This is a genomic window from Streptomyces sp. NPDC055239 (genome assembly GCF_053606205.1).
In genome coordinates this window covers 113,847-138,677 of the sequence record NZ_JBSGRD010000013.1, presented here as the reverse complement: position 1 = coordinate 138,677, position 24,831 = coordinate 113,847, and the positions used below count along the sequence as shown (strand labels likewise).

General features: G+C 69.0%; 25 protein-coding genes and 2 pseudogenes. 13 read left to right on the top strand and 14 right to left on the bottom strand.

Annotated elements, in window-relative coordinates:
* Positions 1-18: 18 nt before the first annotated feature.
* Complete coding sequence (locus tag ACWFRJ_RS33955) at positions 19-390, bottom strand: VOC family protein (RefSeq protein WP_453539754.1); 372 nt, start codon at positions 388-390, stop codon at positions 19-21.
* 141 nt (positions 391-531) lie between these two features.
* Here ACWFRJ_RS33955 and ACWFRJ_RS33950 point away from each other — a divergent pair, with 141 nt between their 5' ends.
* Positions 532-1,071, top strand: coding sequence for a GNAT family N-acetyltransferase (locus ACWFRJ_RS33950; protein WP_453539751.1), 540 nt, complete (start codon positions 532-534; stop codon positions 1,069-1,071).
* 276 nt (positions 1,072-1,347) lie between these two features.
* Here ACWFRJ_RS33950 and ACWFRJ_RS33945 read toward each other — a convergent pair whose 3' ends face one another.
* The gene (locus ACWFRJ_RS33945) at positions 1,348-1,707 is read right to left on the bottom strand and encodes a DUF4190 domain-containing protein (RefSeq protein WP_453539748.1); all 360 of its coding nucleotides are present in this window, start codon (positions 1,705-1,707) and stop codon (positions 1,348-1,350) included.
* 201 nt (positions 1,708-1,908) lie between these two features.
* Positions 1,909-2,928 (bottom strand): zinc-binding dehydrogenase, encoded by a 1,020-nt coding sequence (locus tag ACWFRJ_RS33940; RefSeq protein ID WP_453539745.1) that lies wholly within the window; start codon positions 2,926-2,928, stop codon positions 1,909-1,911.
* Between the two features lie 61 nt (positions 2,929-2,989).
* On the opposite strand from ACWFRJ_RS33940, the gene ACWFRJ_RS33935 reads away from it, so the two are divergent.
* The gene (locus ACWFRJ_RS33935) at positions 2,990-3,298 is read left to right on the top strand and encodes an ArsR/SmtB family transcription factor (protein ID WP_453539742.1); all 309 of its coding nucleotides are present in this window, start codon (positions 2,990-2,992) and stop codon (positions 3,296-3,298) included.
* A 343-nt stretch (positions 3,299-3,641) separates the two neighbouring features.
* Here the strand turns inward: ACWFRJ_RS33935 and ACWFRJ_RS33930 are convergent, their stop codons facing one another.
* The gene (locus tag ACWFRJ_RS33930; protein ID WP_453539739.1) at positions 3,642-4,832 is read right to left on the bottom strand and encodes a low temperature requirement protein A; all 1,191 of its coding nucleotides are present in this window, start codon (positions 4,830-4,832) and stop codon (positions 3,642-3,644) included.
* 29 nt (positions 4,833-4,861) lie between these two features.
* The gene (locus ACWFRJ_RS33925) at positions 4,862-5,602 is read right to left on the bottom strand and encodes an SDR family oxidoreductase (RefSeq protein ID WP_453539736.1); all 741 of its coding nucleotides are present in this window, start codon (positions 5,600-5,602) and stop codon (positions 4,862-4,864) included.
* A gap of 165 nt (positions 5,603-5,767) precedes the next feature.
* Between ACWFRJ_RS33925 and ACWFRJ_RS33920 the strand changes: the two genes are divergently transcribed.
* Positions 5,768-6,346: a TetR/AcrR family transcriptional regulator gene (locus ACWFRJ_RS33920; RefSeq protein ID WP_453539733.1), complete on the top strand. Its 579-nt coding sequence runs from the start codon at positions 5,768-5,770 to the stop codon at positions 6,344-6,346.
* Between the two features lie 99 nt (positions 6,347-6,445).
* Here the strand turns inward: ACWFRJ_RS33920 and yicI are convergent, their stop codons facing one another.
* Positions 6,446-8,692, bottom strand: a complete 2,247-nt coding sequence (gene yicI, locus ACWFRJ_RS33915; RefSeq protein WP_453539730.1) for an alpha-xylosidase — start codon at positions 8,690-8,692, stop codon at positions 6,446-6,448.
* A gap of 409 nt (positions 8,693-9,101) precedes the next feature.
* Here yicI and ACWFRJ_RS33910 point away from each other — a divergent pair.
* From ACWFRJ_RS33910 to ACWFRJ_RS33885, 6 genes and pseudogenes are all read left to right on the top strand, one after another.
* A pseudogene (locus tag ACWFRJ_RS33910) lies at positions 9,102-9,233 on the top strand (xylose isomerase); the annotation flags it as partial.
* A 26-nt stretch (positions 9,234-9,259) separates the two neighbouring features.
* A complete protein-coding gene (locus ACWFRJ_RS33905; protein WP_453539727.1) occupies positions 9,260-9,526 on the top strand; it encodes a hypothetical protein in 267 nt (88 codons plus the stop codon).
* Positions 9,527-9,651: 125 nt separating this feature from the next.
* Positions 9,652-10,917: an ABC transporter substrate-binding protein gene (locus ACWFRJ_RS33900; protein ID WP_453539724.1), complete on the top strand. Its 1,266-nt coding sequence runs from the start codon at positions 9,652-9,654 to the stop codon at positions 10,915-10,917.
* Positions 10,918-10,927: 10 nt separating this feature from the next.
* Complete coding sequence (locus ACWFRJ_RS33895) at positions 10,928-11,887, top strand: carbohydrate ABC transporter permease (RefSeq protein WP_453539721.1); 960 nt, start codon at positions 10,928-10,930, stop codon at positions 11,885-11,887.
* A 5-nt stretch (positions 11,888-11,892) separates the two neighbouring features.
* A complete protein-coding gene (locus ACWFRJ_RS33890) occupies positions 11,893-12,765 on the top strand; it encodes a carbohydrate ABC transporter permease (protein WP_453539718.1) in 873 nt (290 codons plus the stop codon).
* Between the two features lie 27 nt (positions 12,766-12,792).
* Positions 12,793-14,172: a GH1 family beta-glucosidase gene (locus tag ACWFRJ_RS33885; protein WP_453539715.1), complete on the top strand. Its 1,380-nt coding sequence runs from the start codon at positions 12,793-12,795 to the stop codon at positions 14,170-14,172.
* A gap of 58 nt (positions 14,173-14,230) precedes the next feature.
* Here the strand turns inward: ACWFRJ_RS33885 and ACWFRJ_RS33880 are convergent, their stop codons facing one another.
* The 7 genes from ACWFRJ_RS33880 to ACWFRJ_RS33850 form a co-directional block, all read right to left on the bottom strand.
* Positions 14,231-15,475: an ROK family protein gene (locus ACWFRJ_RS33880; RefSeq protein WP_453539712.1), complete on the bottom strand. Its 1,245-nt coding sequence runs from the start codon at positions 15,473-15,475 to the stop codon at positions 14,231-14,233.
* Between the two features lie 447 nt (positions 15,476-15,922).
* Positions 15,923-16,837 carry a hypothetical protein gene (locus tag ACWFRJ_RS33875; RefSeq protein ID WP_453539709.1) on the bottom strand — a complete coding sequence of 305 codons (915 nt, stop codon included), beginning with the start codon at positions 16,835-16,837 and terminating at the stop codon, positions 15,923-15,925.
* Complete coding sequence (locus ACWFRJ_RS33870; RefSeq protein WP_453539706.1) at positions 16,834-17,400, bottom strand: hypothetical protein; 567 nt, start codon at positions 17,398-17,400, stop codon at positions 16,834-16,836. The genes ACWFRJ_RS33875 and ACWFRJ_RS33870 overlap by 4 nt, the downstream gene beginning before the upstream one ends.
* 255 nt (positions 17,401-17,655) lie before the next feature.
* Positions 17,656-18,180, bottom strand: coding sequence for an ATP-binding protein (locus ACWFRJ_RS33865; RefSeq protein ID WP_453539703.1), 525 nt, complete (start codon positions 18,178-18,180; stop codon positions 17,656-17,658).
* A gap of 551 nt (positions 18,181-18,731) precedes the next feature.
* Complete coding sequence (locus ACWFRJ_RS33860) at positions 18,732-19,202, bottom strand: MarR family winged helix-turn-helix transcriptional regulator (protein ID WP_453539700.1); 471 nt, start codon at positions 19,200-19,202, stop codon at positions 18,732-18,734.
* Between the two features lie 57 nt (positions 19,203-19,259).
* The gene (locus ACWFRJ_RS33855; protein ID WP_453539697.1) at positions 19,260-20,474 is read right to left on the bottom strand and encodes an FAD-dependent monooxygenase; all 1,215 of its coding nucleotides are present in this window, start codon (positions 20,472-20,474) and stop codon (positions 19,260-19,262) included.
* A 92-nt stretch (positions 20,475-20,566) separates the two neighbouring features.
* A complete protein-coding gene (locus tag ACWFRJ_RS33850) occupies positions 20,567-22,063 on the bottom strand; it encodes an MFS transporter (RefSeq protein WP_453539694.1) in 1,497 nt (498 codons plus the stop codon).
* Between the two features lie 544 nt (positions 22,064-22,607).
* Between ACWFRJ_RS33850 and ACWFRJ_RS33845 the strand changes: the two genes are divergently transcribed.
* From ACWFRJ_RS33845 to ACWFRJ_RS33835, 3 genes and pseudogenes are all read left to right on the top strand, one after another.
* Positions 22,608-22,754: a hypothetical protein gene (locus ACWFRJ_RS33845; protein WP_453539691.1), complete on the top strand. Its 147-nt coding sequence runs from the start codon at positions 22,608-22,610 to the stop codon at positions 22,752-22,754.
* Entirely contained in the window at positions 22,754-23,071 is a 318-nt protein-coding gene (locus ACWFRJ_RS33840) for an SHOCT domain-containing protein (protein WP_453539688.1), read from the top strand. Before ACWFRJ_RS33845 ends, ACWFRJ_RS33840 begins: the two co-directional genes overlap by 1 nt.
* A 46-nt stretch (positions 23,072-23,117) precedes the next feature.
* Positions 23,118-23,411, top strand: a pseudogene (locus ACWFRJ_RS33835) (ISKra4 family transposase); the annotation flags it as partial.
* A 17-nt stretch (positions 23,412-23,428) separates the two neighbouring features.
* On the opposite strand, the gene ACWFRJ_RS33830 reads toward ACWFRJ_RS33835, so the two are convergent.
* Positions 23,429-23,833 (bottom strand): hypothetical protein, encoded by a 405-nt coding sequence (locus ACWFRJ_RS33830; RefSeq protein WP_453539685.1) that lies wholly within the window; start codon positions 23,831-23,833, stop codon positions 23,429-23,431.
* Between the two features lie 243 nt (positions 23,834-24,076).
* Here ACWFRJ_RS33830 and ACWFRJ_RS33825 point away from each other — a divergent pair, with 243 nt between their 5' ends.
* On the top strand, positions 24,077-24,718 hold the full coding sequence (locus tag ACWFRJ_RS33825; RefSeq protein WP_453539682.1) for a hypothetical protein: 642 nt from the start codon (positions 24,077-24,079) through the stop codon (positions 24,716-24,718).
* Positions 24,719-24,831: the final 113 nt, after the last annotated feature.

Genomic DNA, 24,831 nt, shown 5'->3' with positions numbered 1-24,831 from the left:
GGGCGGGCGCGTCGAAAACTATCCGCCTCGTACTACGCAGAAGGGATGGCCTGCCGGATCGGTGAGAACCCGCGCCTTGTCATGAGGCTGGTGATCCGGCTTGCCCGCACCCAGCTCCAGCAGCCGGGCCTCAGCCTCGTCCAGGTCGTCCTCGATCTTGAAACAGATGTGAAGCTGTTGGGGAACGATCTGCTCGGGCCAGGTCGGAACACGGTAGTCGTCGACCCGTTGGAAGCCGAGGAGGAGTCCGTTCTCGCCGTTGAGACCGGCGAACTCGGTATCGGATTTCGGGTGGAGTTCGAGGCCGGTGGCCTCCTGATAGAAGGCCGCCAAGGCAAGCGGATCAGGGCAGTCGAGCGTTATCGCGCTCAACTTCATCTGCGAGGGCATGGCACCTCCGGGCCGATCACTGGCATTCGCGACACACCTTAGCCAGAGACGGCCGGCGCCTCCGCTGAAGCCACCGGCCCCAGATGGCGGGCCAACACCATTTCGGGACGCCCGACACGCGCAAGGTTCTACGCTCCTCACATGAGTGATCAGGGCCTGGCAGGCGAACAGATGCAGACGGACCGCCTTTCACTGCAACGACCGGCCGAAGCAGACATCGACACGATCTTCTCGATCCACAGCGACCGCGAAACCTGTCGCCACAACCCCTCCGACGCACTCGCCGGGTTAGACGAGGCGAAACTGCTCTATCAACGCTGGGACGCCCAGTGGCAGCAATACGGCTACGGCTACTGGGTCGTGCGCCGCCGCAACTTTCCCCAGCAGCTGGGGTTTTGTGGAATCAAACCGATGGAGCTGCACGGCACGAAGACCCTCAACCTCTTCTACCGCTTCGCCCCATCAGCATGGGGCCACGGCTTCGCCGCCGAGGCAGCAACCGCGGTCGTTGCCTGGGCGTCCCAGAACGCTCCCCACCTTCCGCTGATCGCCCGCATCCGACCGGCCAACATCGCATCCCAACGCGTGGCCATACGCGCAGGCCTGACCCGCGCGCCACACCTCGACACCTCTGGATACGACGGCCTCGACTGGATCTTCGTAGCGAATCTGACGACCTGATCCGACCTCGATACAGAGAGCCGAACCGGACCAGCCACCGCCCGCCCTCCCCAGCTCATGACATGTCGGCATCAGAAGCAAGTAGTCAGGAGAGGACGAACGCGGGCTCGTCGCCCAGTGGTCGCAGTGGGTGCGCTATGTGGCCGCCCAGATCAACGCGGTCGAGGCGAACCTCGATCTGACCGCCTGACGCGGGCAGGCATGGAATGCGTGCTCGCCGCTGTCTCTCGGACACGAACACCGCGTTTTCACCTGATCCCCGTACCAACAGGGTATTCACCGCACGGCGTCGACGAGCAAGGCCAATCCGGCGATGAGTCCGATGACCACCAACATCACCAGCACCGCATACAGCGCGCACACCCACCCCGTAATGATCGAGGCGAGTGCCCACCAGCGACCCGGCAGTCCATGGCGCTTGGCCTGCCGACGGGCCAAGTGACCCGCGACGATCGCGGTCAGCGCCGCCAGCTCCACGAACACGAACCAGCCGACCGTCGCCGGAACGTAGAAACTCGCCGCCGACGCCCACATGCTGCCGCTCGCCACAATGACCGCCGTCAGGGCGGCGCCGATACTGACCACGGCGGCCCGATTGTCCGGCTGCGCCCGTACCGCTTCCCCCGTGTCGACCATGGCGGGAACCCTAGCAACCGGGACCGCCCGTCCAGAGACCTGGACCTAGGGCTGACGCCCGATGGGCACTGAGACGACTCGCCCCCTCACGGATGCTGGCATGCCTGGACCTTCCTGGACCAGCACGAGATCCCCCGACCAAGCTCCTGGAGAACCCTCGGCACCTGAACCTGGCCGTCCAAGATCCCCGAAAGAGTCGATCTAAGGCAAAGACGCTGTCCGGAGCGGTGGCTCGTCCAGGGGGTGCACGGCGATGGCGATCTTGCCGCGTGGGCGTCCCCGGCCCTCGCCGGCAGAGCCACCTTCCAACAGCGCGTGCGCCTGTGCGATGTCGGCCAGAGGTAGCACGGCGCCGATCACCGGCCGGAGTCTGCCCTGGTCGACCAGCCGGCCGAGGGCCGCGAGCTTCGCCCGGCCGGGGCTGACGAAGAGGAAGTGGTAGGTCGCGTTCACACCCCACGCGGCGAGCAGGTTCTGAGGTTCGGGGATGTCCACGATGGACACCACGCGCCCTCGGTCGGCGAGGACTTCCGGGCTGCGGGCGAGGGTGTCCCCACCCACCGTGTCCAGCACGACGTCCACCCCACCCAGCGCGCGGACCTGCGGCACGTAGTCACCGGTCGAGAAGTCGATCGCGATGTCGGCCCCCAGTCCGGTGACGAACTCGTGATCCCTTGCCCGCGCGGTGGTCACCACCTGGGCTCCCAGCGCGCTGGCGAGCTGGACGGCGGCCGAGCCGACCCCGCCCGCTCCGCCGTGCACCAAGACCCGTTCCCCGGGCCGCACCCCGGCGCGTTCGACCAGCGCCTCCCACACCGTCACGCCCACGAGTGCGAGACCGGCGGCCTCGACGTGCGACAACCGTGCGGGCTTGCGGGCGACCAGAGCCTGGTCGACCACGTGGAACTCGGCGTAGGTTCCCTGCCCGGCGAACATCGGCGCCAGGTACCAGACCTCGTCGCCCGGCTGGAAGTCGCCTGCCCCAGGGCCGGTCTCGACCACCACGCCGGACACGTCGTTGCCGATCACCGCGGGCAGCGCCACCTGGTCGCGGTAGTCGCCGCGCCGGGTCTGCAGGTCGAGAGGGTTCACGGACGTGGCCAGCGCGCGCACCAGCACCTGGCCGGGGCCGGGAGCGGGTCTTGGCAGCTCTCGGGTGGCGAACGCGGTGTCCGCGTCACCGAAGCGGACGAGTTCCATCACGCGCATCGAAGTCGACATGCGATCATCTTTGATCGTGATATCGCGAATTGTCAATATGTTCATGCGTTACGATCACCGTGTGTTCTCGGAGGAAGAGTTGCTGGCTGTGTTCCGGGCCCTGTCCAACCCGGCCCGCCGTCAGATGCTGGTGTGGCTCAAGGAGCCGATGAGTTTTCCCGGCCAGGAGCCCGACCACGTCGAGATCGGTGTCTGCGTGACCGACATCCAGCAGCGTGCGGGTCTGGGGCAGTCGACCACCTCGCAGTACCTCGCGATACTGCGGCAAGCAGGGCTTGTGGTCGCCACCCGGCGGGGCAAGTGGACCTACTACCGCCGCGACGAGGCGAACATCGCCCGCCTCGTGGAGACTCTGCGCGACGTGTTCTAGATCCAATGCTGTTCAGTTCCGGCCGTCCTTGACCCCGGCAGGCATTGTCGCCGGCGGCGTGGATCCTGGTCTTGGGCCGGGTGGGGTTCTTACTCAGATGGTCCGGACAGCCGTCGCGGCGTGCCCACTCCTGGTCGATCAGGCCGATCGGGAGATTCCAGCCGGGCCAGGTCGCGCACCGCGGCCAGGAGATGGGTGGAGTCGGTGCGCTGCGTGGTGCGCTCGGTGACGAGGCCGGCCTCTTTACTGCGCGAGCATCCCCGCTGATCATGCCGACGTACCGGGAAACCCCAAGACCCCCGACAGAGTCAAGCTGAGGTCGGCCACAGGACGAATCCAGGCCTCACGCCCCCTGGAACGGGGCGAGGCGCCTTCGATGCCCCGGTGCTTCCGCCACGACCGAGGCCGCGAGGAGTGCCGCCGGAATTGCCAGGGTCGCCGCCACCGGCAGCCGGCCCGCGAGGGGCAGCGGAGCGAGGATGACGGCGGCCGTCGCGAGACGGACCAGAACCACCGGTTCCCGCAGCCCCGTGAAGGACGCCCGTACGAGGGCCGTCGCCGCGACGAACGCGGCGGTGCCGCCGAAGATGCAGGCGGCCAGCGGGGTACTCAGGTGGGGCGCCGTGGTGGAGACCGCGGTGCCGACGGCGCCGCCCGTGACGGCCAGGGCCAGCTGGATGGGCAAGTGCCCGAAGACGTAGGCATGCAGGTGGCGACCACCCTCGGCGAGTTGCTCGTGGGCGCCGGGGCGGGTGCTCGACGCGCTGAAGTACGACCACCACAGCCCGGCGGTGAGGGCGAACGCGGCAGCGGCGTTGAGCGCCGCCGTCGGGGCGGTGTGCGCCGTGACGAGCCCGTTGGTGAAGCCAAGCACGCTCTCGCCGAGGACGATGATGGTGAACAGACCGAACCGCTCGCGCAGATGTTCCGCGTCGCCGGGACTCTCGCTCAGCCGTCGCCCGGCGAGCAGCGGCAGGGCCAGTTCGGCAGCCATCGCTACGCCCCAGGCGGCGTAGCGGGTCGGCCCGTCGAGGGCGAAGGCCGCCGCCAGCCATATCGCCGCCGTGAGCGCCGAGCCCGTCAGGTACGCCGTCGTGATGCGCCGCAACCGGGGCTCGTGGCGCAGGTCCCGGAGGTAGAGCGCGGCCACGCCCGCGCGGGCGCACACGTAGGAGACGGCGAACCCGGCGTCGGCGCCGCGGCCGTGGCCGACGCCGCCGACGTACACCGCCATGCCGGTCACCGCCGCGAGCCCGGCCGTGGTGAGCAGGCGCTGGGCCGTCAGGTCGCGGTCCGCCCGGTTGGCGCATACCGCGTACAGGACCCAGGTCCACCACAGGGGGATGAACAACGCCGCCGCCGCGGCGATGGACGCGGCCCCCGGATGGCCGCCCACGCGATGCGTGACCTGACCGACCGCCGCCACGAACACCAGGTCGCCGAAGAGCTCGAACCAGGTGGCGCGACGCGGCAACTCGCCTACCGACGGGCGCTGTTGAACCGTCTTCGCCGCGAGGTGGTGGGATGGTGTCATGGCCGCGAGGGTAGCCGGGTGCGTGCCGCTCAGCGGCCTGTCGCCAGGTTCGCCCCGCCGGTGCAGTCCAGCACCACGCCGGTGATGAAGCCGTTCGTGGCAAGGGAGTTGATGGCCTGCGCCACCTCGTCAGCGGTGCCGACGCGGCCCACCGGGGTCGTCGCCGCGAGCCCCGCGAACAGCTCCTCGCGCTGCGCGGCCGGGACCCGGTCCCACCAGGGGGTGTCGATGACGCCGGGAGAGACGGCGTTGATCCGGCGCGGGGCCAGTTCGACAGCGAGGGGCGGGACCATCGACTCCAGGGCTCCGTTGATCGCGGCAAGGCCCGAGGTGCCGGGGAAGGCGGCGCGGGCCGAGGCAGCCGTGATGAAGGTGACCGAGGCGCGCTCGGTCAGGTGCCCCAAAGCGGCCTGCAAGATGCGCAGTTGGGGCCAGAACTTGGCATCGAAGCCGTGCGCGAGCTCGGCCAGGTCCAGACCGGCGAACGGGCCGCTGCCCGCCGCGCCACTGACCGCGATGACCAGATGGTCGATGGGGGCGGTTGCGGCGAAGAAGGCGTCGATGTCCGTCTGGTCGGTGGCGTCCATTTGGTACGTGGAGGTCTTGCCGCCGATCCGGGCGGCAGCCTCGTCGAGCTTCGTCCGGTCCCGGCCGGTGATGGTGACCTCGGCGTCGTTGCGGGCGAAGAGCGCGGCGGTGGCCTCGCCGATGCCGGAGCTGCCGCCCATGACGACGGCGTGGGCGGTGCTGGAAGGTGTTGCAGAAGCCATGGTGACCCTGTCCTCGTGGTCCCGGAGGGCCTTACGACCCTCCACCCTTGCCGAGACCGGCTGTCTCGGTAAGATGAGTGTTGCCGAGACCGGTAGTCTCGTCAAGGGAGTTCGAGAGATTCCCCGGGAACGCGTCCAGGAACGTACGGAGAGAAGGTGACGGCGATGAGCGCCGAACGGGCCCACACGGGACGCCGCCGCAACGAGGAAGCGCGCAGGGCGGTCCTTGAGGCGGCCTTGCGGTTGATCGCGGACGCGGACGGCGCGCCCGTCGGCGTGGACGCCATCGCGCGGGAGGCGGGGGTCGGCAAACAGACGCTCTACCGGTGGTGGCCTTCGAAGGGCGCGGTGCTGCTGGACGCTCTGTCCGGTCGAGCGGAGCGAGCGGTACCCGTGCCGGACTCCGGCTCGCTGCGCGAGGATCTACGGGCCGTGGTCACCTCGACGTTCGAGGAGGCGCAGGCGGCACCGGTCGGCCCCGCCCTGCGCACCTTGGCGCAGGAGGCCGCCCGCGACCCCCGTCTCGCCGACCTGATGCGGGAGTTCACGCAGGCCCGCCGCACGGCACTGCGCGAGGTCCTCTCCCGCGGGCAGGAGCGCGGCGAGTTGACGGCCGACAGCGACCTCGACCTGATGGTGGATCAGGTGTACGGCGTCTTCTGGTACCGCTTCCTCCTCGGACACGCCCCGCTGGGCGAGCGAGAGGCCGTCAGCCTTGCTGACTCCCTCGTGCGGCAGGGCTAGGGCCGCCAGCGAACGTAGGCGCACTCCACAAGCGCGACCGGAGCTCACTCGCCCCGTGATGCCCCGTCACTGACGGGGCATCACCCTGGGCTCCGGACTTCACAGGTCGGCCGACACCACCATGCGTGGAGCGCTGAGTCCTTCCGGCGGGGTCACGGTCACCGTCGCGTCCGTCGCGTCCGTCGCCTCGCGCGTCACCTGGAAGGTGGCGGCAGGGCGGCCGGTGTGGTCGGGGACAGTGACCGTCACCTGGTGCGCGTCGGGGGTGACGAGCAGAGTGAGGTCGTCGAGCCAGTCGCCGTCGGGTCGTTGTGCGTCGGAGCCGAGCGGGATGACCGCTCCCGGGCGGACGTACAGGGGCAGGCTGTTGAAGCCGTGCCGCTCCCGGCGCCAGACCGGGCCCTGGACGTGCTCGCCGGTCAGGAGGTGGGCCCAGGTGCCCTGGGGCAGGTAGTACTCGACGTCGCCGTCGGCCGAGAAGACCGGGGCGACGAGCAGGTCGGGGCCGAGCATGTACTGCCTGTCCAGGCCGCGGGCGGTGGGGTCCTCGGGGAACTCGAGGAGCATGGGCCGCATCAGCGGCACGCCGGTGTGGTGCGCCTCGGCCGCGGCACCGTACAGGTAGGGCATGAGTCGGTGCTTGAGCCGTGTGAACTGCCGTGTCACCTCGACGGCTTCGGCGCCGAACTCCCACGGCACCCGGTAGGAGCTCGAGCCGTGCAGGCGGCTGTGGGAGGAGAGCAGGCCGAAGGCGAGCCAGCGCTTGAAGACCGCCGGGTCCGGAGTGCCCTCGAAGCCGCCGATGTCGTGCGACCAGAAGCCGAAGCCCGACAACGACAGTGACAGACCACCGCGCAGCGACTCCGCCATCGCACCGAACGACGAGAAGCAGTCGCCGCCCCAGTGCACCGGGTACTGCTGCCCGCCCGCCGTCGCCGAACGCGCGAACAGGATGGCCTCGCCCGTGCCGCGTTCCTTCTCCAGGAGCTCGAAGACGGTGCGGTTGTACAGGTGTGTGTAGTAGTTGTGCATACGCTCCGGGTCGGAGCCGTCGTGCCAGAGGACGTCGGTGGGGATGCGCTCGCCGAAGTCGGTCTTGAAGCAGTCGACGCCCTGGTCGAGCAGTACTTTCAGCTTCGCCTGGAACCAGGCGCAGGCCTCGGGGTTGGTGAAGTCGACGAGCGCCATGCCCGCCTGCCACAGGTCCCACTGCCAGATGTCGCCGTTAGTCCGCTTCACCAGATAGCCCGCGGCGGCGGCCTCGTCGAACAGGGCGGACTTCTGCGCGATGTACGGGTTGATCCACACGGAGATCTTCAGTCCCCGTCCCTTCAGCCGGGCCAGCATGCCCTCGGGGTCGGGGAAGACGTCCGGATCCCACGCGAAGTCCGACCACTGGTACTCGCGCATCCAGAAGCAGTCGAAGTGGAAGACGCTCAGCGGTATGTCGCGCTCGGCCATGCCGTCGACGAAGGACGTCACCGTCTCCTCGTCGTACTGCGTGGTGAAGGAGGTGGTGAGCCACAGTCCGAACGACCAGGCGGGTGGCAGTGCGGGGCGGCCGGTGAGCGCGGTGTAGCGGCGCAGGACGTCTTTCGGCGTCGGGCCCGCGACGACGAAGTACTCCAGTGTCTGGTCCTCGACGCTGAACTGCATCTGGCCGACCGACTCCGAGCCGATCTCGTAGCTCACCTTGCCGGGGTGGTTGACGAACACGCCGTAGGCGCCGGAGGGGGAGAGGTGCAGGCTGAACGGGACGTTCTTGTAGGCCTGTTCGCTGTTCGTGCCGCCGTCGGCCTGCCACATGTCCACGACCTGGCCGTTCTTGACGAACGGCGTGAAGCGTTCACCCAGACCGTAGACCTGTTCGCCGACGCCGAGCTCCAGTCGCCCGGCCATGTGGTGCGCGCCGTCGCCCGTGGTGAAGAAGGCTGTGCCCTTGCGGCCTGCCGATGTCACTTCCCGGCCGTCCGCGTCATGGAACGACAACGCCCAGGGTGCGGCCTGGTCCAGGCGTGCGGTGAGGGGGCCGCTGGTCAGCTCGATGATGTCGCCGTCGCGGCTCACTTGGCCGACCCCGGTGTCGGCGCCCGGCAGGCCGAAGTCCGGGCCGAGGCGGCGTTTGCCCGCCAGGTGTGTGGTGCGCACGCCGATGACGCCATCGGCGGGGGAGAAGCAGTCGACGGTCAGCAGGGGGGAGTTGAGGGTGTCGCCGCGGCGCTCGACGCGCTTGATCGCGGCGTGGGCGGTGAAGCGGTCGGCGTCGGCCCGGACACTGCGGACCTCGGTCGCGTACGAGGCCTCGACCCCGTCGCGCATGAGCCAGAAGCCGTCGGTGAACTTCATGATCTTCCTCAGGGTGGTGCGGGGTGGCAGTTCGGGTCGCAGGAGCCGTCGGAGGCAGGGGGTGGCCGGTACCAGGTCCCTGGCCGAGAGGGGCGGGGTCGGCGAGGTGTGGTCGTGGAGCGGGCCGCGGCGAACTCCCCCTGCCGATGACGACGCTGGTCGGTGGCGTGGAGCCCCTCAACTGGCTTGTGATCTTGAAGGTGAAGTAGCTGCCCTCGCCATTTGATCGTACAGAAAACAAAACAGCAAGGACTCTTCTTCGGCGCGATCGCGGAAGCGCTTCGATTCCTGATAGCGCCAGGCAGTGAAGCTTTTACGGGACGTGAAGTTGGCTCCGGGGTCTAGCGTCGAAGCGCTTGGTGGCGTATTAGTCATGTCAGAAAACAAACCCGCAGCAAAGGGCCGCACCATGTCCGACCGCTTCACCCCCGCCCCCGAAGACACGTTCACGTTCGGCCTGTGGACCGTCGGTTGGCGGGGCAACGACCCCTCCGGCGACGCCACCCGGCGCGCGCTGGATCCCGTCGACTCCGTACGCCGGCGCGCACCGACGGTGTCGACGGCGTGATGGAGTCCGCGAAGAACCCCACGCGCAACTCCCTTATCCGCAAGGGGTGCTCGGCCGCGTTCCGGTCCGCCCCTCAAGTGCGGCAGGCGCTGTACGACTCCCGCCTCGACCAGCTTGTACAACCCACCGCTGCTGAGGGCCTGGCCGAACTCCTGGCCGACCAGGGCGCGTACGAGATTCACGACGTGAACGCCGCCGCCCAGCGCTCCATGGGCGTCGAGCGCCTCGACCAGTTCGCCATGGAGCACCTGCGCGGCGTGCGCTGATCCACGCACCCCGCGATCGAGCCCGTACGGCCCTGGCCGGAGCCGTACCGGGACCTGTGAACACCCCCGGCGGGACACGGGCGTCCCGCCGGTCCTGCCACCCCTCCCAGGCAAGGGCAATCACCGTGACAGCAGCACACATACCGCAGCGCGCGCGTGTCAGGCGCCGCCGTGCCGGTCGGCGGGCGACGGTCCCGCTCACCGTCGTCTCCGCGCTCGTGGCCACCGCGGCACTCACCGGCTGCGGCCAGCAACGCGACGACGACGTCTACACCGTCCTCAACTCGTCGACCGACGACTCGTATCACGGCTGGGACGCCGCCACCCTGTCCCGGTGCAGCAAGCGGCTCGGCATCACCGTCGAGCAGCAGAGCGTGCCGGCCGCCCAGGTCATGACGAAGTCGCTGCGCATGGCGTCCTCGAAGTCACTGCCGGACGTCATCCAGTTCGACGCCTCCGAAATGCCGACGTTCGCCGAGGCCGGTGGCCTGATCGACCTGCGCACGCTGGGCCTGTCCACTCAGGACATACCGCGGGGCATCGTCGACTTCGGCTCCTACAAGGGCACCTACTACGGGGCCGCGCGCACGGTGAACACCCTCGCCCTGTTCTACAACAAGGACACCTTGAAGAAGGCGGGTCTCGAAGTGCCCACCACCTGGGACGAGATGCGGCAGACCGCCAAGAAGCTCACCCGGAACAAGCAGTACGGCATCGCCCTGAGCGCGGGCGGCGCGGAGGACGGCGTCTTCCAGTTCACACCGTTCATGTGGTCCAACGGCGGTGACGAGTCACACCTCGCGAGCAAGCAGGTCGCCCAGGCGCTCGACTACTGGAAGGGCCTCATCAAGGACGGCTCGCTGTCCAAGTCGACCGTCAACTGGACCCAGGCCGACGTCAACGACCAGTTCATGGCGGGCAACGCCGCAATGATGATCAACGGTCCGTGGCAGGTCGAGACCCTCAACACCAAGAAGAACCTTGACTGGGGCATCGCCCAGATTCCCGTGCCCAAGGCGGGTGGCGACTCTGTGGGCCCGCTCGGCGGCGCCGTCCTCACCGTGCCCAAGACCGGCGACACCGCGCGCGAGAAGACCGCCGCGAAGATCATCGACTGCATGGCGGGCGAGAAGGAACAGATCACCTACGCGCGCAACAGCTGGATGGTCCCGGCCAACGAGAAGGCCGCCGCCGTCTGGCGCAAGGAAGTGCCCGAACTCGACGCCCTCGCCGACCAGGTGGCCACCGCGCGCTCGCGCACGGCCAAGGTCGGCGCGCGCTGGTCGTCCGTGTCGCTCGCCCTGCAGAGCGCCTTCCAGTCCGCCCTCACCGGGCAGTCCAGCGAGGCCGCGCTCCAGCGCGCCCAGCAGCGCGCCACGAGCGGGAAGTGACGTGACGAACATGTCGACCACCACAGCTTCCGCGACCGCGCCCGCCGCCGATGACCCGACGACCACCGCCACGAAGCCCGACCCGGCACGCGCCCGGCGCCGCCGCAGGCTCTCCCAGTGGGGCTTCATCGCGCCCGCGGTCATCTTCATGCTGCTCTTCTTCGGCTACCCGCTCGTGCGCAACGTCCTGATGAGCTTCCAGGACTACTCGCCCTCCACCTTCTTCGACGGCAAGGCCCCCTTCAACGGCACCGACAACTGGAGCAAGGTCTTCAAGGACGACCTGTTCGGCAAGGCGCTGTGGCACACCGTCGTCTTCACCCTCGGTTCCCTGATCGGCCAGTTCGGCATCGGCCTCGCGCTCGCCGTCTTCTTCACCAAGAGATTCCCGCTGAACGGCGTGCTGCGCTCCCTGATCCTGCTGCCCTGGCTCGTCCCGATGGTCGTCTCCGGCATCGTGTGGCGCCGCATTCTGGACCAGGACACCGGCGTCCTCAACTCCTTCCTCGACACCTTCGGCCTGGGCGGCGCCACCCCCTGGCTGACCAGCCCCGGCATGGCCCTGTTCTCCGTGATCCTGGTGAACATCTGGATCGGCATTCCCTTCAACATGGTGATCCTGTACGGAGGCCTCCAGGAGGTCCCCAAGGAGCTGTACGAGGCCGCGTCCCTGGACGGCGCTTCCGCCTGGCGCACGTTCCGCTCGATCACGCTGCCGCTGCTGAAGCCGGTCATCACCGTCGTACTGGTCCTCGGCTTCATGTCGACGGTCAAGATCCTCGACCTGATCCTCGCCCTGACCGACGGCGGCCCCGCCGACTCCACCCAGACCCTGGGCACCCTCACCTACCAGAACTCCTTCGTGCAGCTGGACTTCGGCGCGGGCGCCGTCGTCGGCAACGTCCTGATCCTGATCTCCGCCGTCTTCGCGGTGTTCTACCTGCGCGCCAACCGCTCCGAGGGGAAGTGACCGGCATGGCGACCACCACCGTCACCGAGACGCCCGCCGCCCAGGGACCTGCCGCCCAGGGACCCGCCACCAGGGCCAAGCGCCGCTGGGGTGCCACCGTCGTCGGCGTACTCATCCTGTGCGTGATGCTCTTCCCGCTCTACTGGATGCTCAACACGGCCCTGCAGCCCGCATCCGGCCTCCTGGAGGTCTCGCCCGTCCCGCAGGGCGTTGACCTGTCAGGGTTCACCTCCGCGATCCGCGAACAGGGCGGCCACCTGCTGACCTCGCTCGCCGTCGCCTTCGGCGCCGTCACCATCTGCCTCGCGATCGCCGCCCCCGCCGCCTACGGGCTCGCCCAGTTCCGGGTCCGCGGCGCCCGCACCATCGTCTTCGGCACGCTCATCACCCAGATGGTGCCGGGCATCGTCATCGCCAACGCGCTCTACAGCGCGTACGTCGATCTCGGCCTGGTCAACTCCTACTTCGGCCTCATGCTCGCCGACGCCTCGCTCGGCATCCCCTTCGCCATCGTCCTGATGCGCTCCTTCATGGTGGCCATCCCTCGAGAGGTCATCGAGGCCGCCGAGGTCGACGGCGCGGGGCGACTGCGTACCTTCGTGCAGGTCGTGCTCCCGATGAGCCGCAACTCCCTGATCACCGCGGGCCTGTTCTCCTTCCTGTACGCGTGGAGCGACTTCATGTTCGCGCTCACGCTCAACACCACCGACGACGTCAAGCCGGTCACCCTCGGCATCTACCAGTACATCGGCGCGCACGTCGGCGACTGGGGCTCCGTCATGGCCGCATCCGTCCTGTCCGCGATCCCGGCAGCGGTGCTGCTCGTCCTCGCCCAGAAGTACATCGCCGCCGGTATCACCGGCGGATCCGTCAAGTAGGGCCATTTCCATCAAGTAAGGCCATTTATGAGCGACTTGCCCCTCTTCCCCTCCGGCTTCGTCTTCGGCGCGGCCACCGCCTCGTACCAGATCGAGGGAGCCGTGCACGAGGACGGCCGCGGCCCCTCCATCTGGGACACCTACTGCCACACCCCGGGCCGCGTCGACGGCGGCGACACCGGGGATGTGGCCTGCGACCACTACCACCGCTACCCCGAAGACGTGGCCCTGCTGCGCGACCTGGGAGTCGACTCCTACCGCTTCTCCATCGCCTGGTCCCGCATCCAGCCCACCGGGACCGGTCCCGCCAACGCCAAGGGGCTCGACTTCTACTCCCGTCTCGTCGACGAACTCCTGGAAGCCGACATCGAGCCGGCCGCCACCCTCTACCACTGGGACCTGCCGCAGGCCCTGGAGGACCGAGGCGGCTGGCGCGTACGCGAGACCGCCGAACGCTTCGGCGAGTACGCGCAGATCGTCGCCGAGCACCTTGCCGACCGCGTACCCCGCTGGATCACCCTCAACGAGCCGTGGTGCAGCGCGTTCCTCGGCTACTCCGTCGGCCGCCATGCCCCCGGCGCCCAGGAGGGCACCGGCGCACTGGCCGCCGCGCACCACCTGCTCGTCGGCCACGGCCTGGCGATGAAAGCACTGCGCGCGGCCGGTGTCAGGGAGGCCGGCATCACCCTCAACCTCGACCGCAACGTGCCCGCGAGTGATACGCCCGCCGACCACGCGGCCGCCCTGCGCGCCGATACCCAGCACAACCTGGTGTGGACGGAGCCGATCCTCGCGGGCCGCTATCCGGCGACCGAACAGGACACCTGGGGCGAGCTGATCACCCGCCAGGACTTCCGCCGCGACGGGGACCTCGATCTGATCGCCCAGCCGCTGGACTTCCTCGGCATCAACTACTACCGGCCGATCGTGGTCGCCGACGCCCCCTACCGCGAGCCCGACCCCTCCCACCGTGTCGCCACGGACAACCGCTACCAGGAGATGAGCTACCCGGGCGTGCGGCGCACGGCCATGAACTGGCCCGTGGTGCCCGAGTCCTTCACCGACCTGCTGACCGCGCTGAAGGACACCTACGGCCAGGCTCTGCCGCCGATCCACATCACCGAGAACGGCTCGGCCGAGCACGATGTCGTGGATCAGGACGGCGGAGTCCACGACACGGACCGCGTCGCGTATCTGCACAGCCACTTGACGGCTCTGCGCACCGCCATGGACGCGGGGGTCGACGTACGCGGCTACTACGTCTGGTCGCTGCTCGACAACTTCGAGTGGGCCCTCGGCTATGCCAAACGGTTCGGGATCGTACGCGTCGACTACGACACCCAGCAGCGCATCCCCAAGGACAGCTACCACTGGTACCGGCACCTGATAGCGGCACACCGGGGCTGACACCGTCCCGGATCGCGTGGCGGACCGACACCGCAATGCCCCTGCCCGGGCCGCGATGTCAGTCCGCCACGCGCTCCACGTACGCCGCCGGGTCCGCCAGAACTTCGCGCACCCCGCGCGCGGCCGCACCCCGCGCCGCATCACCGGACGAGGACGAGGCCCGCAGCCGCTTGCTGCCCGGCGTCCACAGGCCCGACACCACCCGGGCGGTCAGCTCCGCATCGGCGGCGGGGGCGAGCCACGGCATGAGGTCGCGGAAGACACCGCCCAGAATCACCGCGTCCGGGTCGATCAGATTCACCGCGCCCGAGAGAACCCGGCCAAGGCGGCGCCCGGCCTCCTCGATCGCATGCCGGGCCTGCGGCTCGCCCTCGCGCGCCCGGCGCTCCAGCTCCGCGAGCCCGGTCAGGCCCGCGCTCTCCTCGAGACCCGCCGCCCGCAACAGCGCCGCCTGCCCCGCGTACTGCTCCAGACAGCCCCGCGCACCGCAGCGGCACTCGGGACCGTCCGGCTCCACCACCACATGCCCGATCTCACCGGCGAACCCGTGCGCGCCCCGCAGGAGCTGGCCGCCCAGCACCAGGGCGCCGCCGATACCGATCTCGCCGGTCAGGTAGATGAAACTGGACACGCGGTCGTCGCCGTCGCCGAACCACAGCTCGGCCATGGCCGCCAGGTTCGCCTCGTTGTCGGCACTGACCGGCAGCGCGCGGTGCGTGGGACGCAGCGCCGTCAACGCCTGCGCGAAAAGACCCTCCACAGCCACCCGGTTCCAGCCCAGGTTCGGCGCCTGCCGCACCGAACCACCGGAGACCAGGGCGGGCAGGGCCAGTACGGCACCGACGGGACGAAGCTTCTGCTCCGCGGCGGACTCGATGGCCCGGGACGCGAGCAGCGCCGCCCGGGCGAGGACCGTGGCGGGCGGGACGCCCCGGTTGTCGGTGCGCTCCACCAGGCGTACGCGGTCGGTGCCGCCGAGGTCGATGACGCACACCGTCACGTAGTCGACGTTGATCTCGACCCCGAGCCCGGCGGACCCGGTCCGCGCCACCTGCAGCGCTGTGCCAGGGCGCCCCGCTTGCCCGCTGAACGTCTTGCCCCACTCGGTGAGGAACCCCTCGGTCAGGAGCTGGTCCACGAGCGAGGACACCGCGGCCCGGGTCAGTCCCACGCGAGCGGCAACTCCGGCGCGCGTCGTCTCACCCGCGTCATGGACCGTGCGCAGCACCAGACTCAGGTTGTGCCGCCGCACGGTCGCCTTGTCGGCCTTGGACGGCGCGGCGGACGGATCGTTGCTGTTCATCGTGGGTCCGACCCTATGCGAAGGGCTGCGACGGCCCGCACAGCTGTAGCTGCGCTTCGGGCCGAAGCGCCGACCGCCGCCGGGCCACGAAACGTGCCAGCCCGCTCTGGCAGGAAGCAGAGGGAGGCCCGATGACGACGCGGAGGGAACGGGCCGCGGCCCATGCGGTGATGGTCGCGCCGGTTCTAGTGGGCCTCGGCACAGGCATGGCCGTGGTGTGCAGGTGGTTACCGGTGCAGGCCGCGTGGGCCGGCTGCGGGGCACTTCGTCGCCGTCAGGCGCCGCCAAGCGGGCTGGCGAGTCGGCGGGGCGGCAACACACGTGCCTGGTACCGGCGGGAGGCCCGGCGAGGCTGGGTCAGTTGCGCCTGTCCGCGCATCCTGCGCCCGGTGCTCACCGGGAGAGGCGCCTGATCGTCCCGTGACCCGGCCCGGTCTCGGCGGAAGTTCAATCGTGCGGTACTTCCTTGACCACCGTCTCCCCGAAGCGCCATGAGCCCCGGTTTCCTGAGGCTTCCGCGCGCAGGCCGGTTTCCCAGGCGATGCGGGCGGCCCGGTGATGGGAGAGGTCGGGGTAGTCCTCGGGGTGCACCTTGATGTAGCCGCGGCGGTCGGCGGGGTAAGTGTTCAGGGCTTCTCGGAGCCGCTGTTCCTGTGCGTGCTGTGTAGCGGGGTCGCGGGTGAGGGCCTTGCGGGCCTTGCGCGTGCCGGTGGACGGCCCACCGGAACTCCTGCGCTTGGCCGCCGCCGAGCCCCGCCAGGTCATCCAGCCGACGGAGCCGAGCGCGGCGAGGGCGAACGCGCATGACCCCAAAATTTCGCCGGTGGCGTCGGCCTGGCCCGGCGTGCGAGGCGCGAACTCGCCCTCCGGGTCCTCGACGACCGTGACCGTCTGGCCGACGTCGTAGAGGTTGGATGCCGTCTTCATCTCGGGCCCGGGTACCGGCGTGCCGTCCTGGCGCTGCAACGTGTAGTGGTAGTCGCGGTTCTTGCGACCCTGGCCCGGATCCCGTCGCTCCTTGGTGACCGTCGCCGAGACCTCATCGCCCCGCTGCTGCAGGGTGAGGTCCTCACGGGCCATACCCGCGACGCCCACGGACATCACGGAGGCGCCCACGATGAACAGCGCCGCGTACATACTTGCCTCACCCGCGGTACCCAGCCGCCGGATCAGCACGGTGAGCAGCACCGCGTGCGCGATCCACAGCGGCACCTGGAGCCCGAGGCCGAAGTCACCGGCGACGAGGTACATCCCGACGATCGCGGCGAGCGCGTAGCAGCCGACGGCGATTGCCAGTGCAGTGCGGTGGCGCGTATCGGGCGCCCCCTCCGTGTGCTTCGTACGCTTCCCGCCTTCGCTCATGCCGCGAAGCCCTCCTCGGTCGGCTCCTGTGTCGAGTCCTGTGTCGAGACCGACTTCATGATGCCGCCGAGCAGATCGAGGTACTCACTCCAGTGCTCCCTGTCCTCGGTCATGAAGAGGAACAGGGCCGAGCCGGGGCCGGTGCTCAGGGGCACGCAGAACTGGACCTGCCGGATCGTCGTGGGGATGGGGTCGTCGAGGCCGAAGAGCACGCCGGGCAGTTCCAGTTCCTGGTCTCGAATGCATAGGGCGGACGGGCCGTACGGCAACATGATCAGGGCGACCTCGGCGTCCGGATGCTGCTGGCGCCATTGGAGGGCCGTGCGCTTGGCCGAGCCCTGCCTGTCCTGGTCCCGGGGGCCGCCGTCCGGTCTTTCGATGAGTACGGAGAGCGTGCCCTGTGACAGGTCACCGTCCGCCATGCGCAGGAGACAGGCCGACACGTGCTCGGCGCCCGCCGCGATGGCGGTCTGCAGCGCGTACTCACCGGAGATGACGAGGCTGAACTTCTGCAGGGGCGTGGCGGCCAGCTCAACCGCACGACGGACGAAGTCGAGCACCATCTCCGGATATTCATCCGGCTTCGGAACCGGCCAATTCGCTTATACGACTTCAGCGCATGCAGCAGCGCGAGCTGATGGCCGTCGGAGCCCATCCGCTCAACCGCCCACGCAGCCTCCTCCCGCGTCGGTCCGCTCGCGCATCCCTTGCTCCTTCCCTCTTTCCCCCTCAACCAAAATGTCCAGGGGAACGAGTCGTCGTGCCTCGTCACGCACCTCCCTGCAGGCCGGGTAGAGGGTGCTGGGCGGAAGCAAGCCTCAGCCCTTGACGGCCTCCGCGATCTGCCGAGCGGCCTGGTCGGGGGTGAGGTGCGTGGTGTCAACGACCTCGGCCTCACCGTGGAGCCATGTCCGGGCCGCCTCAGCGTAGGGCTCAAGGTATGAGAGGCGAAACGGAGAGTCGGGGCCAAGAACGGTGTCGCCCGCGATCCGCCCGCGGAGGGTGTCCTGGTCGGCATGGAGGACGAAGTGCCGGACCGGAATGCCATGTTGGGCAAGGCCCGCGCTGATCTCGCGCCAGTACTCCTCGACCAGAACAGTCATGGGCATCACCAGAGTGCCACCGGTGTAGTCGAGTACGCGTCGGGCGGTCTCGACGACGAGCGGCCGCCACGGCGGCCAGTGCTGGAAGTTGCCCGTCCAAGGCAGCCCTGGCGTGATGTCCATGAGTGTCTCGCCGACTTTCTCGGCGTCGAACACCCGTGAATCCGGGATCAGCTGCTGCACGAGTGCACTGGTCGTCGTCTTGCCCGCGCCATGGGTGCCGTTGAGCCATACGATCATGGGTCCGACGCTAGCGCTGTGCGGACGGCAAGCTGGTGCCGAGCACGTCACAAAAAGGGTACGGCGAAGACCGACACGGCTTTGGCGTCTCACCAGCGACTGTCATCGCGTGCCCGTAGCGCAGAGCGTCATTAGCGATGTTTGCCAACAAGCATGCCGAGTTGCCAGCTGTGATGCTTTGTCACAATGGAGATCAGCCGCAGAAGTGGCCCGACGTCGGCGGCCTCTGTCCGCAGGTCCACCCCGGTGGGGTGCTCGTATGACGGAGCGCGCCCTTACCTGTCCCGCGCCTTTACGCGGCTACGGGCACTTGCCGTCCACCGCTCGCCGCACGCGGCACGCCCTGTTCAACAAGGCGAACCGCCATGAAGTGGTAACCGACCTGAATCGCCTGGCTCGGCTCCGGCGCCGGCTGATCCCGGATATATCCGGAACGCGGGCCGACGGGCTCGTTCAGGGCACCGCCGACGCCGCTCCCGGCTCGCGCGCAGGTGACGGCGACAGCACCGCCGGATTCACAGTGGGCATGGAAGCCGTGATGGGGGCAAGTCCTACACCTTGGTTGCCCGGTCGTAGGCGGCCACCGCCCGCTCGAGAAACGCCGCCACCGTGGCCTGCTCCTGGGCTGTCATGGACTCGGTGATTTCGCCGATGCCCACGACAAGGGGCTCGACGTGCTCGAACGCAGCCTCCTCCCAGCGCTCCGCCGGTGTCACGAGCACCTTGCGCCGGTCGCTGGGATGCGGCTGACGGCTCACGTGTCCGCCGTCCGCCAAGCGGTCGATGACCAGCGTCATCGCCGCCGTCGACGACTTGAGTTCGCGGGCCAGTTCGCTCGGCGTCGCCGGTCCGGCGCTGACGAGATGGTCCATCACCGCAAGCCCGGCGGGATCGACGTGCATCTGCCGGCCCAGGTACCGCTCGAACCGCTGCTGGCGGCGGGTCAGGTTCCGCAGTTGGTCGCGGATGGGGCCCTCTGACAGGGCCGCGGGCTGAGGGTCGGTGGGCTGGTTGGCAGTCATGGCGTGGAAGCTGCTCCTGGATTGCTGAAGGCGTTGGCAACCAATGATGCGCGAGATCTACAGGGTGTAGGAGGGCAGGGTGAAAGTGTCGGCGGGCGGGACGAGGAAGCGGTTCAAGTGCCCGGCCACGCGGCGGCGGGCAGAGGCCCGCAGGACCAGGTGGAGAGTGCCGATACCCGCCCGGGTACGCGGTAGGGCAACGCGCGGCACGCCGGGCGGCAGGTCCTGGGCCCGCTCGGCGTAGGGGCGCAGGACCTCCTCGTAGCGGGTGAACGCCTGCTCATGATGGGCATGGTGGGCGAGTTCACCGGCCAGGACGTACGCGCCGGTGAAGGCGAGGCTGGTGCCCATGCCGCTCAGGGGCGAGGGGCAGTACCCGGCGTCCCCGAGTACGGCGACGCGGCCGTGGGACCAGCGGGGCATGCGGACCTGGCTGACGCGGTCGAGGTAGAAGTCCGGCGCGGTGTCCATGGCCGCCAGGACGCGGGCCGTCTCCCAGCCGGCCTCGCGGAAAACGCGGTGCAGGAGCTGCTTCTGGGCTTCCGGCACCAGCTTCTCGTGTTGCTCGTCCCCGTGGGGCGGGGAGAGGAAGGACAGCGAGGCGCGGGTGGTGCCGCGGTTGTCGGGGCGCAGCGTCACGATGCGTCCCTCCGGAGCGTTGTACCAGCGCGCCCAGCGCCCGTCGCGGGGCTCACTGGGGATGGTGAAGTAGGCGGTCGTCAGGCCCATGAGCCGGGTGTCCGTGTCCGCCGCGCCGCCGAGGCCGCCCAGAACAAGGTCACGGGTGCGGGAGCGGGCACCGTCGGCGGCGACTACAAGGTCGAAGACCCGCTCGGCACGGCTGCGGAACGTGACCCGCACCCTCTCGTCGCTCTGCGACAACTCGGTGATCTCATCGGCGAAGAGGTACTCGGTGTAGGGCTGCGTCTCCTCGTACAAGAGGCGGGACAGGTCGGCGCGGAGGATCTCCAGCTCGGCGACCGGACCCTGGCCGCCGAAGGATCCGGAGGAGAAGGCGGCCTTCACGCGGCCCATCCGGTCGACGAACCGGATGCCTTCCTCGCGGGTGGCGTGGGCCTGCAGCGTCCGTTCCAGTCCCATCTTGCGGGCCACGGTGCGTCCGGCGCCCCGCAGGTCCACAGTCTGCCCGCCCTCCCGCACGGCGGGGGCACGCTCGACCACTGTGGCCGAGAGACCGTGGCGGTGCAGCCAGTAGGCCAGGGTAGGGCCGGCGATGCCCGCTCCCGCGATGAGGACATTCCGATGGGTCATAGAGCTCCCTCTCTTCCTTCCTCACGCGCGCCCCACGTGTGCTCCACGCGCGCCGGTCCGGGGCCGCCGTTCGGGCGGCACCGGACCGGGGATCACACAGTGACGTCCCGCTTCGCACCGGAGTCGGCAGAACTGCTGTCGGAGGCAGAGGGGGTGATGCCGTGCTGCTCCTCCTCGGGCCGGCCCTTCTTCGGCAGCAGGAAGGTGATGGCCAAGAACGCCGCCAGCAGACACGCCTGGACGATCAGCGCATGGTGAAAGCCGGCGGCGAATTCGCCGGTCTTGGCCTGCGCGAAGAACACCGAGCCGAAGATCGCCACACCGATGGAGCCACCGATGGCCTGCACCGCGGACAGCACGCCGGAGGCGGAGCCGATCTCGTCGTCATCGACCGCGGCGAGGATGAAGCTGAACAGGGCGGCGATCACCATGCCCGCTCCGATACCGGCCACCGTCACACCCGGGGCGATGTCCCAGATCGAGAACGAACCGGCGCTGAGACCGTCGAGCTCGAACCAGAGCAGCGCCGCACCGGCGAGCTGAATCAGTGGCCCGATCTGGAGAACCTTTCGGCCGATCTTGTCGGCGAGGACCGCGCCGCTGACCGCGCCGCCGATTGCTGTACCCACCGCGAGCGGCAGGTTCCCCAGGCCCGCGTCCCCGGCGCTGAAGTGCTGGCCGATCTGCAGGAACAGCGTGAGCACGAGCTGCGTGCCGATCAGCCCGCCGAAGAACAGGGCGATACCGCCGAGCCCGACGGTGAAGGCGGGCTTGCGCAGCAGACCCGGGGTCACCAGGGGCTCACGGCCCGCCGCGGCGGTGCGGCGCTGCTGCAGCGCGAACAAGCTGAATCCGACGACTGAGACGGCCATGGACAGCCAGGTCCACAGCGGCCAGCCGTTCTCTTGCCCCTGGTTCAGCGGGAGCACCAGCAGCGCGCAGGATGCTACGACCAGGCCCGCGCCGACCATGTCGACCCGCACCGTGCGGTCGCCCTCCTTCTTAGGGACGAACTTCGCCGCGATGGCCAGGGCCGCAAGCCCGATGGGCAAGTTGACCAGGAACACCGAGCGCCACCCGAGACCGAAGAAGTCGCCCTCGATGAGGAAGCCGCCCAGAACCGGGCCGATGATGCCGCCCAGGCCGAGCACAGGACCGAAGATCGCGAAGACCTTGGTGAGCTCGGGCCCTGAGAAGTTCTCGCGCAGCAGGCCCAGGCCCTGGGGGAGCAGTATCGCCCCCGCGATTCCCTGGAGCAGCCGGAAGGCGATCAGCGACTCGATGTTCGGCGACAGCGCGCACAGCAGCGAGCTCAGAATGAAGGCCGCCAGACCGGTCAGGAACATCCGGCGCCGCCCATAGCGATCACCGAGCCGACCGCCCAGGACCAGGCCGGCCCCCAGCGTGAGGGCATAGCCGCCGATCACCCACTGCAGACCGACGGAACTGGCACCGAGCGACTCCTCCAGCGCGGGACCTGCGACGTTGACGATCGACGCGTCCAGGAGATCCATGACCTCCGCAACGATCATCACCACCAGGATCAGCCATCGCCATCGGTACGGCTCGGGGGTCAGGTCGGCACTCATCTTACCTCAGTTCATTGATTGCCAATATTCTTAGCAATATAGAGAGTAACTAGCGCCCCTCAGATGTCAACTGGATGCCGAAACCGCACCTCACAGCCGACACGGAGTGGGGGTGGAGCGCACTGGCGCTCCGCTCGCCTGCCCCCCCCAGGACAGGGGGGACAGCCCCGCGCTCGGCCGAAGCCGCCACGATCCAACGGGATCTCGGGCCCCTGGGCGTCACCACCGACCTCGGCGGCCAGGACTTCCTGAACGCGATGGCCCCCCGCGGGCGGAGCGAGCCGACGATGGCGCTGCTGACGACCGCGATCAAGGCGAGGACCGAGGGCGGCATCGGCAAGCTACGCCAGCGCAGCCGGGGCCAGGTGCCCTACTACGAGGAGCCAGATGGCCCCCTGTGTGGACCATGCGGCCCGGATCGCGCGAGTGCATCGCGCAGCAGAATGAGAGCCAGAACGCTGAAGCGATCCACGGTCGCCCTGGACCAGTCGTTCTCGCCGAGGACGGAACGAGAGGCAGGGCGAACGACAACTGAAGAGAGTGAGTGAGAGCCGTCCAAACGGCACTGACCGTGCACTTCTGGGAGCTGTTCTTCACGCTCCTGACCGTTACGACAGTGATCGTCCTCCTGGCCACCGCTGCGGCTCTGGCGTTCTACAACCTCGTTCACCACCGGCCGAGGAGGACGTGATGACCATGACGCACTGGAGGGGAACAGAGATGTACGGCTACAACATGGGCGGTTGGGGCTACGCCCTCGTCACCACCTTGACCGGCCTGCTCGTGATAGCCGCGCTGACCGCCGTCGTGATCACATTCATGCGCATGGCGGGCCAGGCGGGCAAGCCGTCCCCTCGCCCGTCACCCCTGGACCTGCTGGCCGAGCGGTTCGCGCGGGGCGAGATCGACGAGGCCGAATACCGGCGCGGCGCCACCGCCCTCATGCAGCCGACGGCCCGGACCGACGGAGGGCCGACCGGTCGGCGTGAGGGACCTTCGGCCTCTTAGCGGGTCGGGGGTCATCCGCAGGACGGTGGGAGTACGTCCATGCCGAACCTGCCGCCGCTATCTGACTGGTCACCTCGACCAACTCCGCTACGACGTCGCCCTGGCCGCAGGCTGGCCGATCGCCACCGGCGCCATTGAGGGCGCCTGCCGTCACCTGATGGGCAACCGTTTCGACATCACCGGCGCCCGCTGGGGACTGCACGGCGCTGAAGCCATCCTTAAACTCCGTGCGTTGATCGGCAACGGTGACTTCGACTCCTACTGACGCCACCACACCGCGCGTGAGCGCCAACGTCTCTATCCGGCGCCCGACCATCAGGACTACGATCTCACCGCCTGATCCCGGGTCCTGTTCGCTCAGCGACTACTCACTCCGCGAGCCACACTTGCCGAGGCTCGCCGGTTCGCCTGCACAGAAGCGCCTGCCGTGAACACGACCGTGCTCGCGAACGATGCCGCAAGGACGGGGTTGAGCCAAGACGGAACGACCTGGTCGGCAAACACGTGCCCGTCGGTCGTTCGGCACATGACCTGCAGCGGAATGAACCGAACCTCATGCTTCAACACGCTCTCCCCTGGCGGCCGATGGGGCACGCCGCGGCACTCACGCATAGGCGTGGAATCCGCTCCGCCCCCGACCTCGCTGACGGCCAGTCCGACGTTCAGGAGGCCAAGCAGGTAGACCGCGGCGGTGACGACGACGGAGAAGATCGCCATGCCACGCATGAAGGTCGACTCGCTGCCACTGTCAGGGGTCGTCATGGCGCCCACAGTATCCGCACATGGCAAGGCTCCCCGACTCGATCCTCTTGCCTTCAGAAGAGCCGCACCCACCTCAGGTCGCTGTCCGCGGGACTGTCCAATCAAAGGTGCAAATAGGGCTGTTGAGGTTAGTGGCGTGCTGCGCTGGGCCGGTTTGCTTGGGGGTGCGTACAGCGCCTGGCCGGCCGGGTTGTGATCACAATCGGGGTTTGCCGGGCATCCGTTATCTGTACGGTGCGCTGCATGAGCGAAGACATGCAGCGGGTGCAGGCGGCCTGGGCTCGGATCGAGCAGTGGTTGGCCGAGCACGCGCCGCTGTCGCGTCGGAGCTTGCTTCCGCCGGTGCCCGAGGAGGAGATCAGCGAGGCGGATGCGAGGCTTCGCCGGCAGTTGGGATTCGGGCTTCCTGGGGAGCTTGTCGCTCTGTGGCGGCTGTGCGGGGGAGTGGAGCACCAGGTCATTGAGGAGGACGAGGAGGGCGAGGTCGGCTCCGGGGTGTTCCTGCCCGGCGGGATCATCCTGTCCCCGGACCAGGCGCTGGGGCCCCGGCTTCCCGGCGTCGGGCACAGGGATGGCTGGCGCGGTCTGGCAGCGGTTCCGTGGCTGACCGGTGACGAGGCCGGCCCTGAATCCGGTCACTGGGTGTCCGGCGACGGTGTCGGCCGCTGGAGCCTTCCCGAGCCGCCGGACGGCAGTGCCGTGTATCCGTCGATCGCCGACTACTTCGACGAGGTGTTTTGCACCCTCACTGAGGGGCCGGCAGACCGGATGGGATCCGACGTACCCGGGCTGGTGTGGGGCTGCCTGATCTGGGACGACCCGACACAGCAGCCGCCGTGGCGCACTCTGGACGAGGCGTCCGCCCACTGGCGGCCGGTGCACTGACCGTGCCGCCGGGTGCCGCCGTCGGTCTTGGCCGCTACGGTCTGGATGCACTCGCCGCCACTGTTTGGTCCCGGCGGGTTTCTGGCCACCGACGGCCGCCGGAACCCCGGGAG

Bases quoted from the DNA above. Each gene is read 5' to 3' on its own strand.
- ACWFRJ_RS33955 (WP_453539754.1), bottom strand. From the start codon at position 390: ATGCCCTCGCAGATGAAGTTGAGCGCGATAACGCTCGACTGCCCTGAT.
- ACWFRJ_RS33950 (WP_453539751.1), top strand. From the start codon at position 532: ATGAGTGATCAGGGCCTGGCAGGCGAACAGATGCAGACGGACCGCCTT.
- ACWFRJ_RS33945 (WP_453539748.1), bottom strand. From the start codon at position 1,707: ATGGTCGACACGGGGGAAGCGGTACGGGCGCAGCCGGACAATCGGGCC.
- ACWFRJ_RS33940 (WP_453539745.1), bottom strand. From the start codon at position 2,928: ATGTCGACTTCGATGCGCGTGATGGAACTCGTCCGCTTCGGTGACGCG.
- ACWFRJ_RS33930 (WP_453539739.1), bottom strand. From the start codon at position 4,832: ATGACACCATCCCACCACCTCGCGGCGAAGACGGTTCAACAGCGCCCG.
- ACWFRJ_RS33925 (WP_453539736.1), bottom strand. From the start codon at position 5,602: ATGGCTTCTGCAACACCTTCCAGCACCGCCCACGCCGTCGTCATGGGC.
- ACWFRJ_RS33920 (WP_453539733.1), top strand. From the start codon at position 5,768: ATGAGCGCCGAACGGGCCCACACGGGACGCCGCCGCAACGAGGAAGCG.
- yicI (WP_453539730.1), bottom strand. From the start codon at position 8,692: ATGAAGTTCACCGACGGCTTCTGGCTCATGCGCGACGGGGTCGAGGCC.
- ACWFRJ_RS33905 (WP_453539727.1), top strand. From the start codon at position 9,260: ATGGAGTCCGCGAAGAACCCCACGCGCAACTCCCTTATCCGCAAGGGG.
- ACWFRJ_RS33895 (WP_453539721.1), top strand. From the start codon at position 10,928: ATGTCGACCACCACAGCTTCCGCGACCGCGCCCGCCGCCGATGACCCG.
- ACWFRJ_RS33890 (WP_453539718.1), top strand. From the start codon at position 11,893: ATGGCGACCACCACCGTCACCGAGACGCCCGCCGCCCAGGGACCTGCC.
- ACWFRJ_RS33885 (WP_453539715.1), top strand. From the start codon at position 12,793: ATGAGCGACTTGCCCCTCTTCCCCTCCGGCTTCGTCTTCGGCGCGGCC.
- ACWFRJ_RS33880 (WP_453539712.1), bottom strand. From the start codon at position 15,475: ATGAACAGCAACGATCCGTCCGCCGCGCCGTCCAAGGCCGACAAGGCG.
- ACWFRJ_RS33875 (WP_453539709.1), bottom strand. From the start codon at position 16,837: ATGAGCGAAGGCGGGAAGCGTACGAAGCACACGGAGGGGGCGCCCGAT.
- ACWFRJ_RS33870 (WP_453539706.1), bottom strand. From the start codon at position 17,400: ATGGTGCTCGACTTCGTCCGTCGTGCGGTTGAGCTGGCCGCCACGCCC.
- ACWFRJ_RS33865 (WP_453539703.1), bottom strand. From the start codon at position 18,180: ATGATCGTATGGCTCAACGGCACCCATGGCGCGGGCAAGACGACGACC.
- ACWFRJ_RS33860 (WP_453539700.1), bottom strand. From the start codon at position 19,202: ATGACTGCCAACCAGCCCACCGACCCTCAGCCCGCGGCCCTGTCAGAG.
- ACWFRJ_RS33855 (WP_453539697.1), bottom strand. From the start codon at position 20,474: ATGACCCATCGGAATGTCCTCATCGCGGGAGCGGGCATCGCCGGCCCT.
- ACWFRJ_RS33850 (WP_453539694.1), bottom strand. From the start codon at position 22,063: ATGAGTGCCGACCTGACCCCCGAGCCGTACCGATGGCGATGGCTGATC.
- ACWFRJ_RS33840 (WP_453539688.1), top strand. From the start codon at position 22,754: ATGACCATGACGCACTGGAGGGGAACAGAGATGTACGGCTACAACATG.
- ACWFRJ_RS33830 (WP_453539685.1), bottom strand. From the start codon at position 23,833: ATGACGACCCCTGACAGTGGCAGCGAGTCGACCTTCATGCGTGGCATG.
- ACWFRJ_RS33825 (WP_453539682.1), top strand. From the start codon at position 24,077: ATGAGCGAAGACATGCAGCGGGTGCAGGCGGCCTGGGCTCGGATCGAG.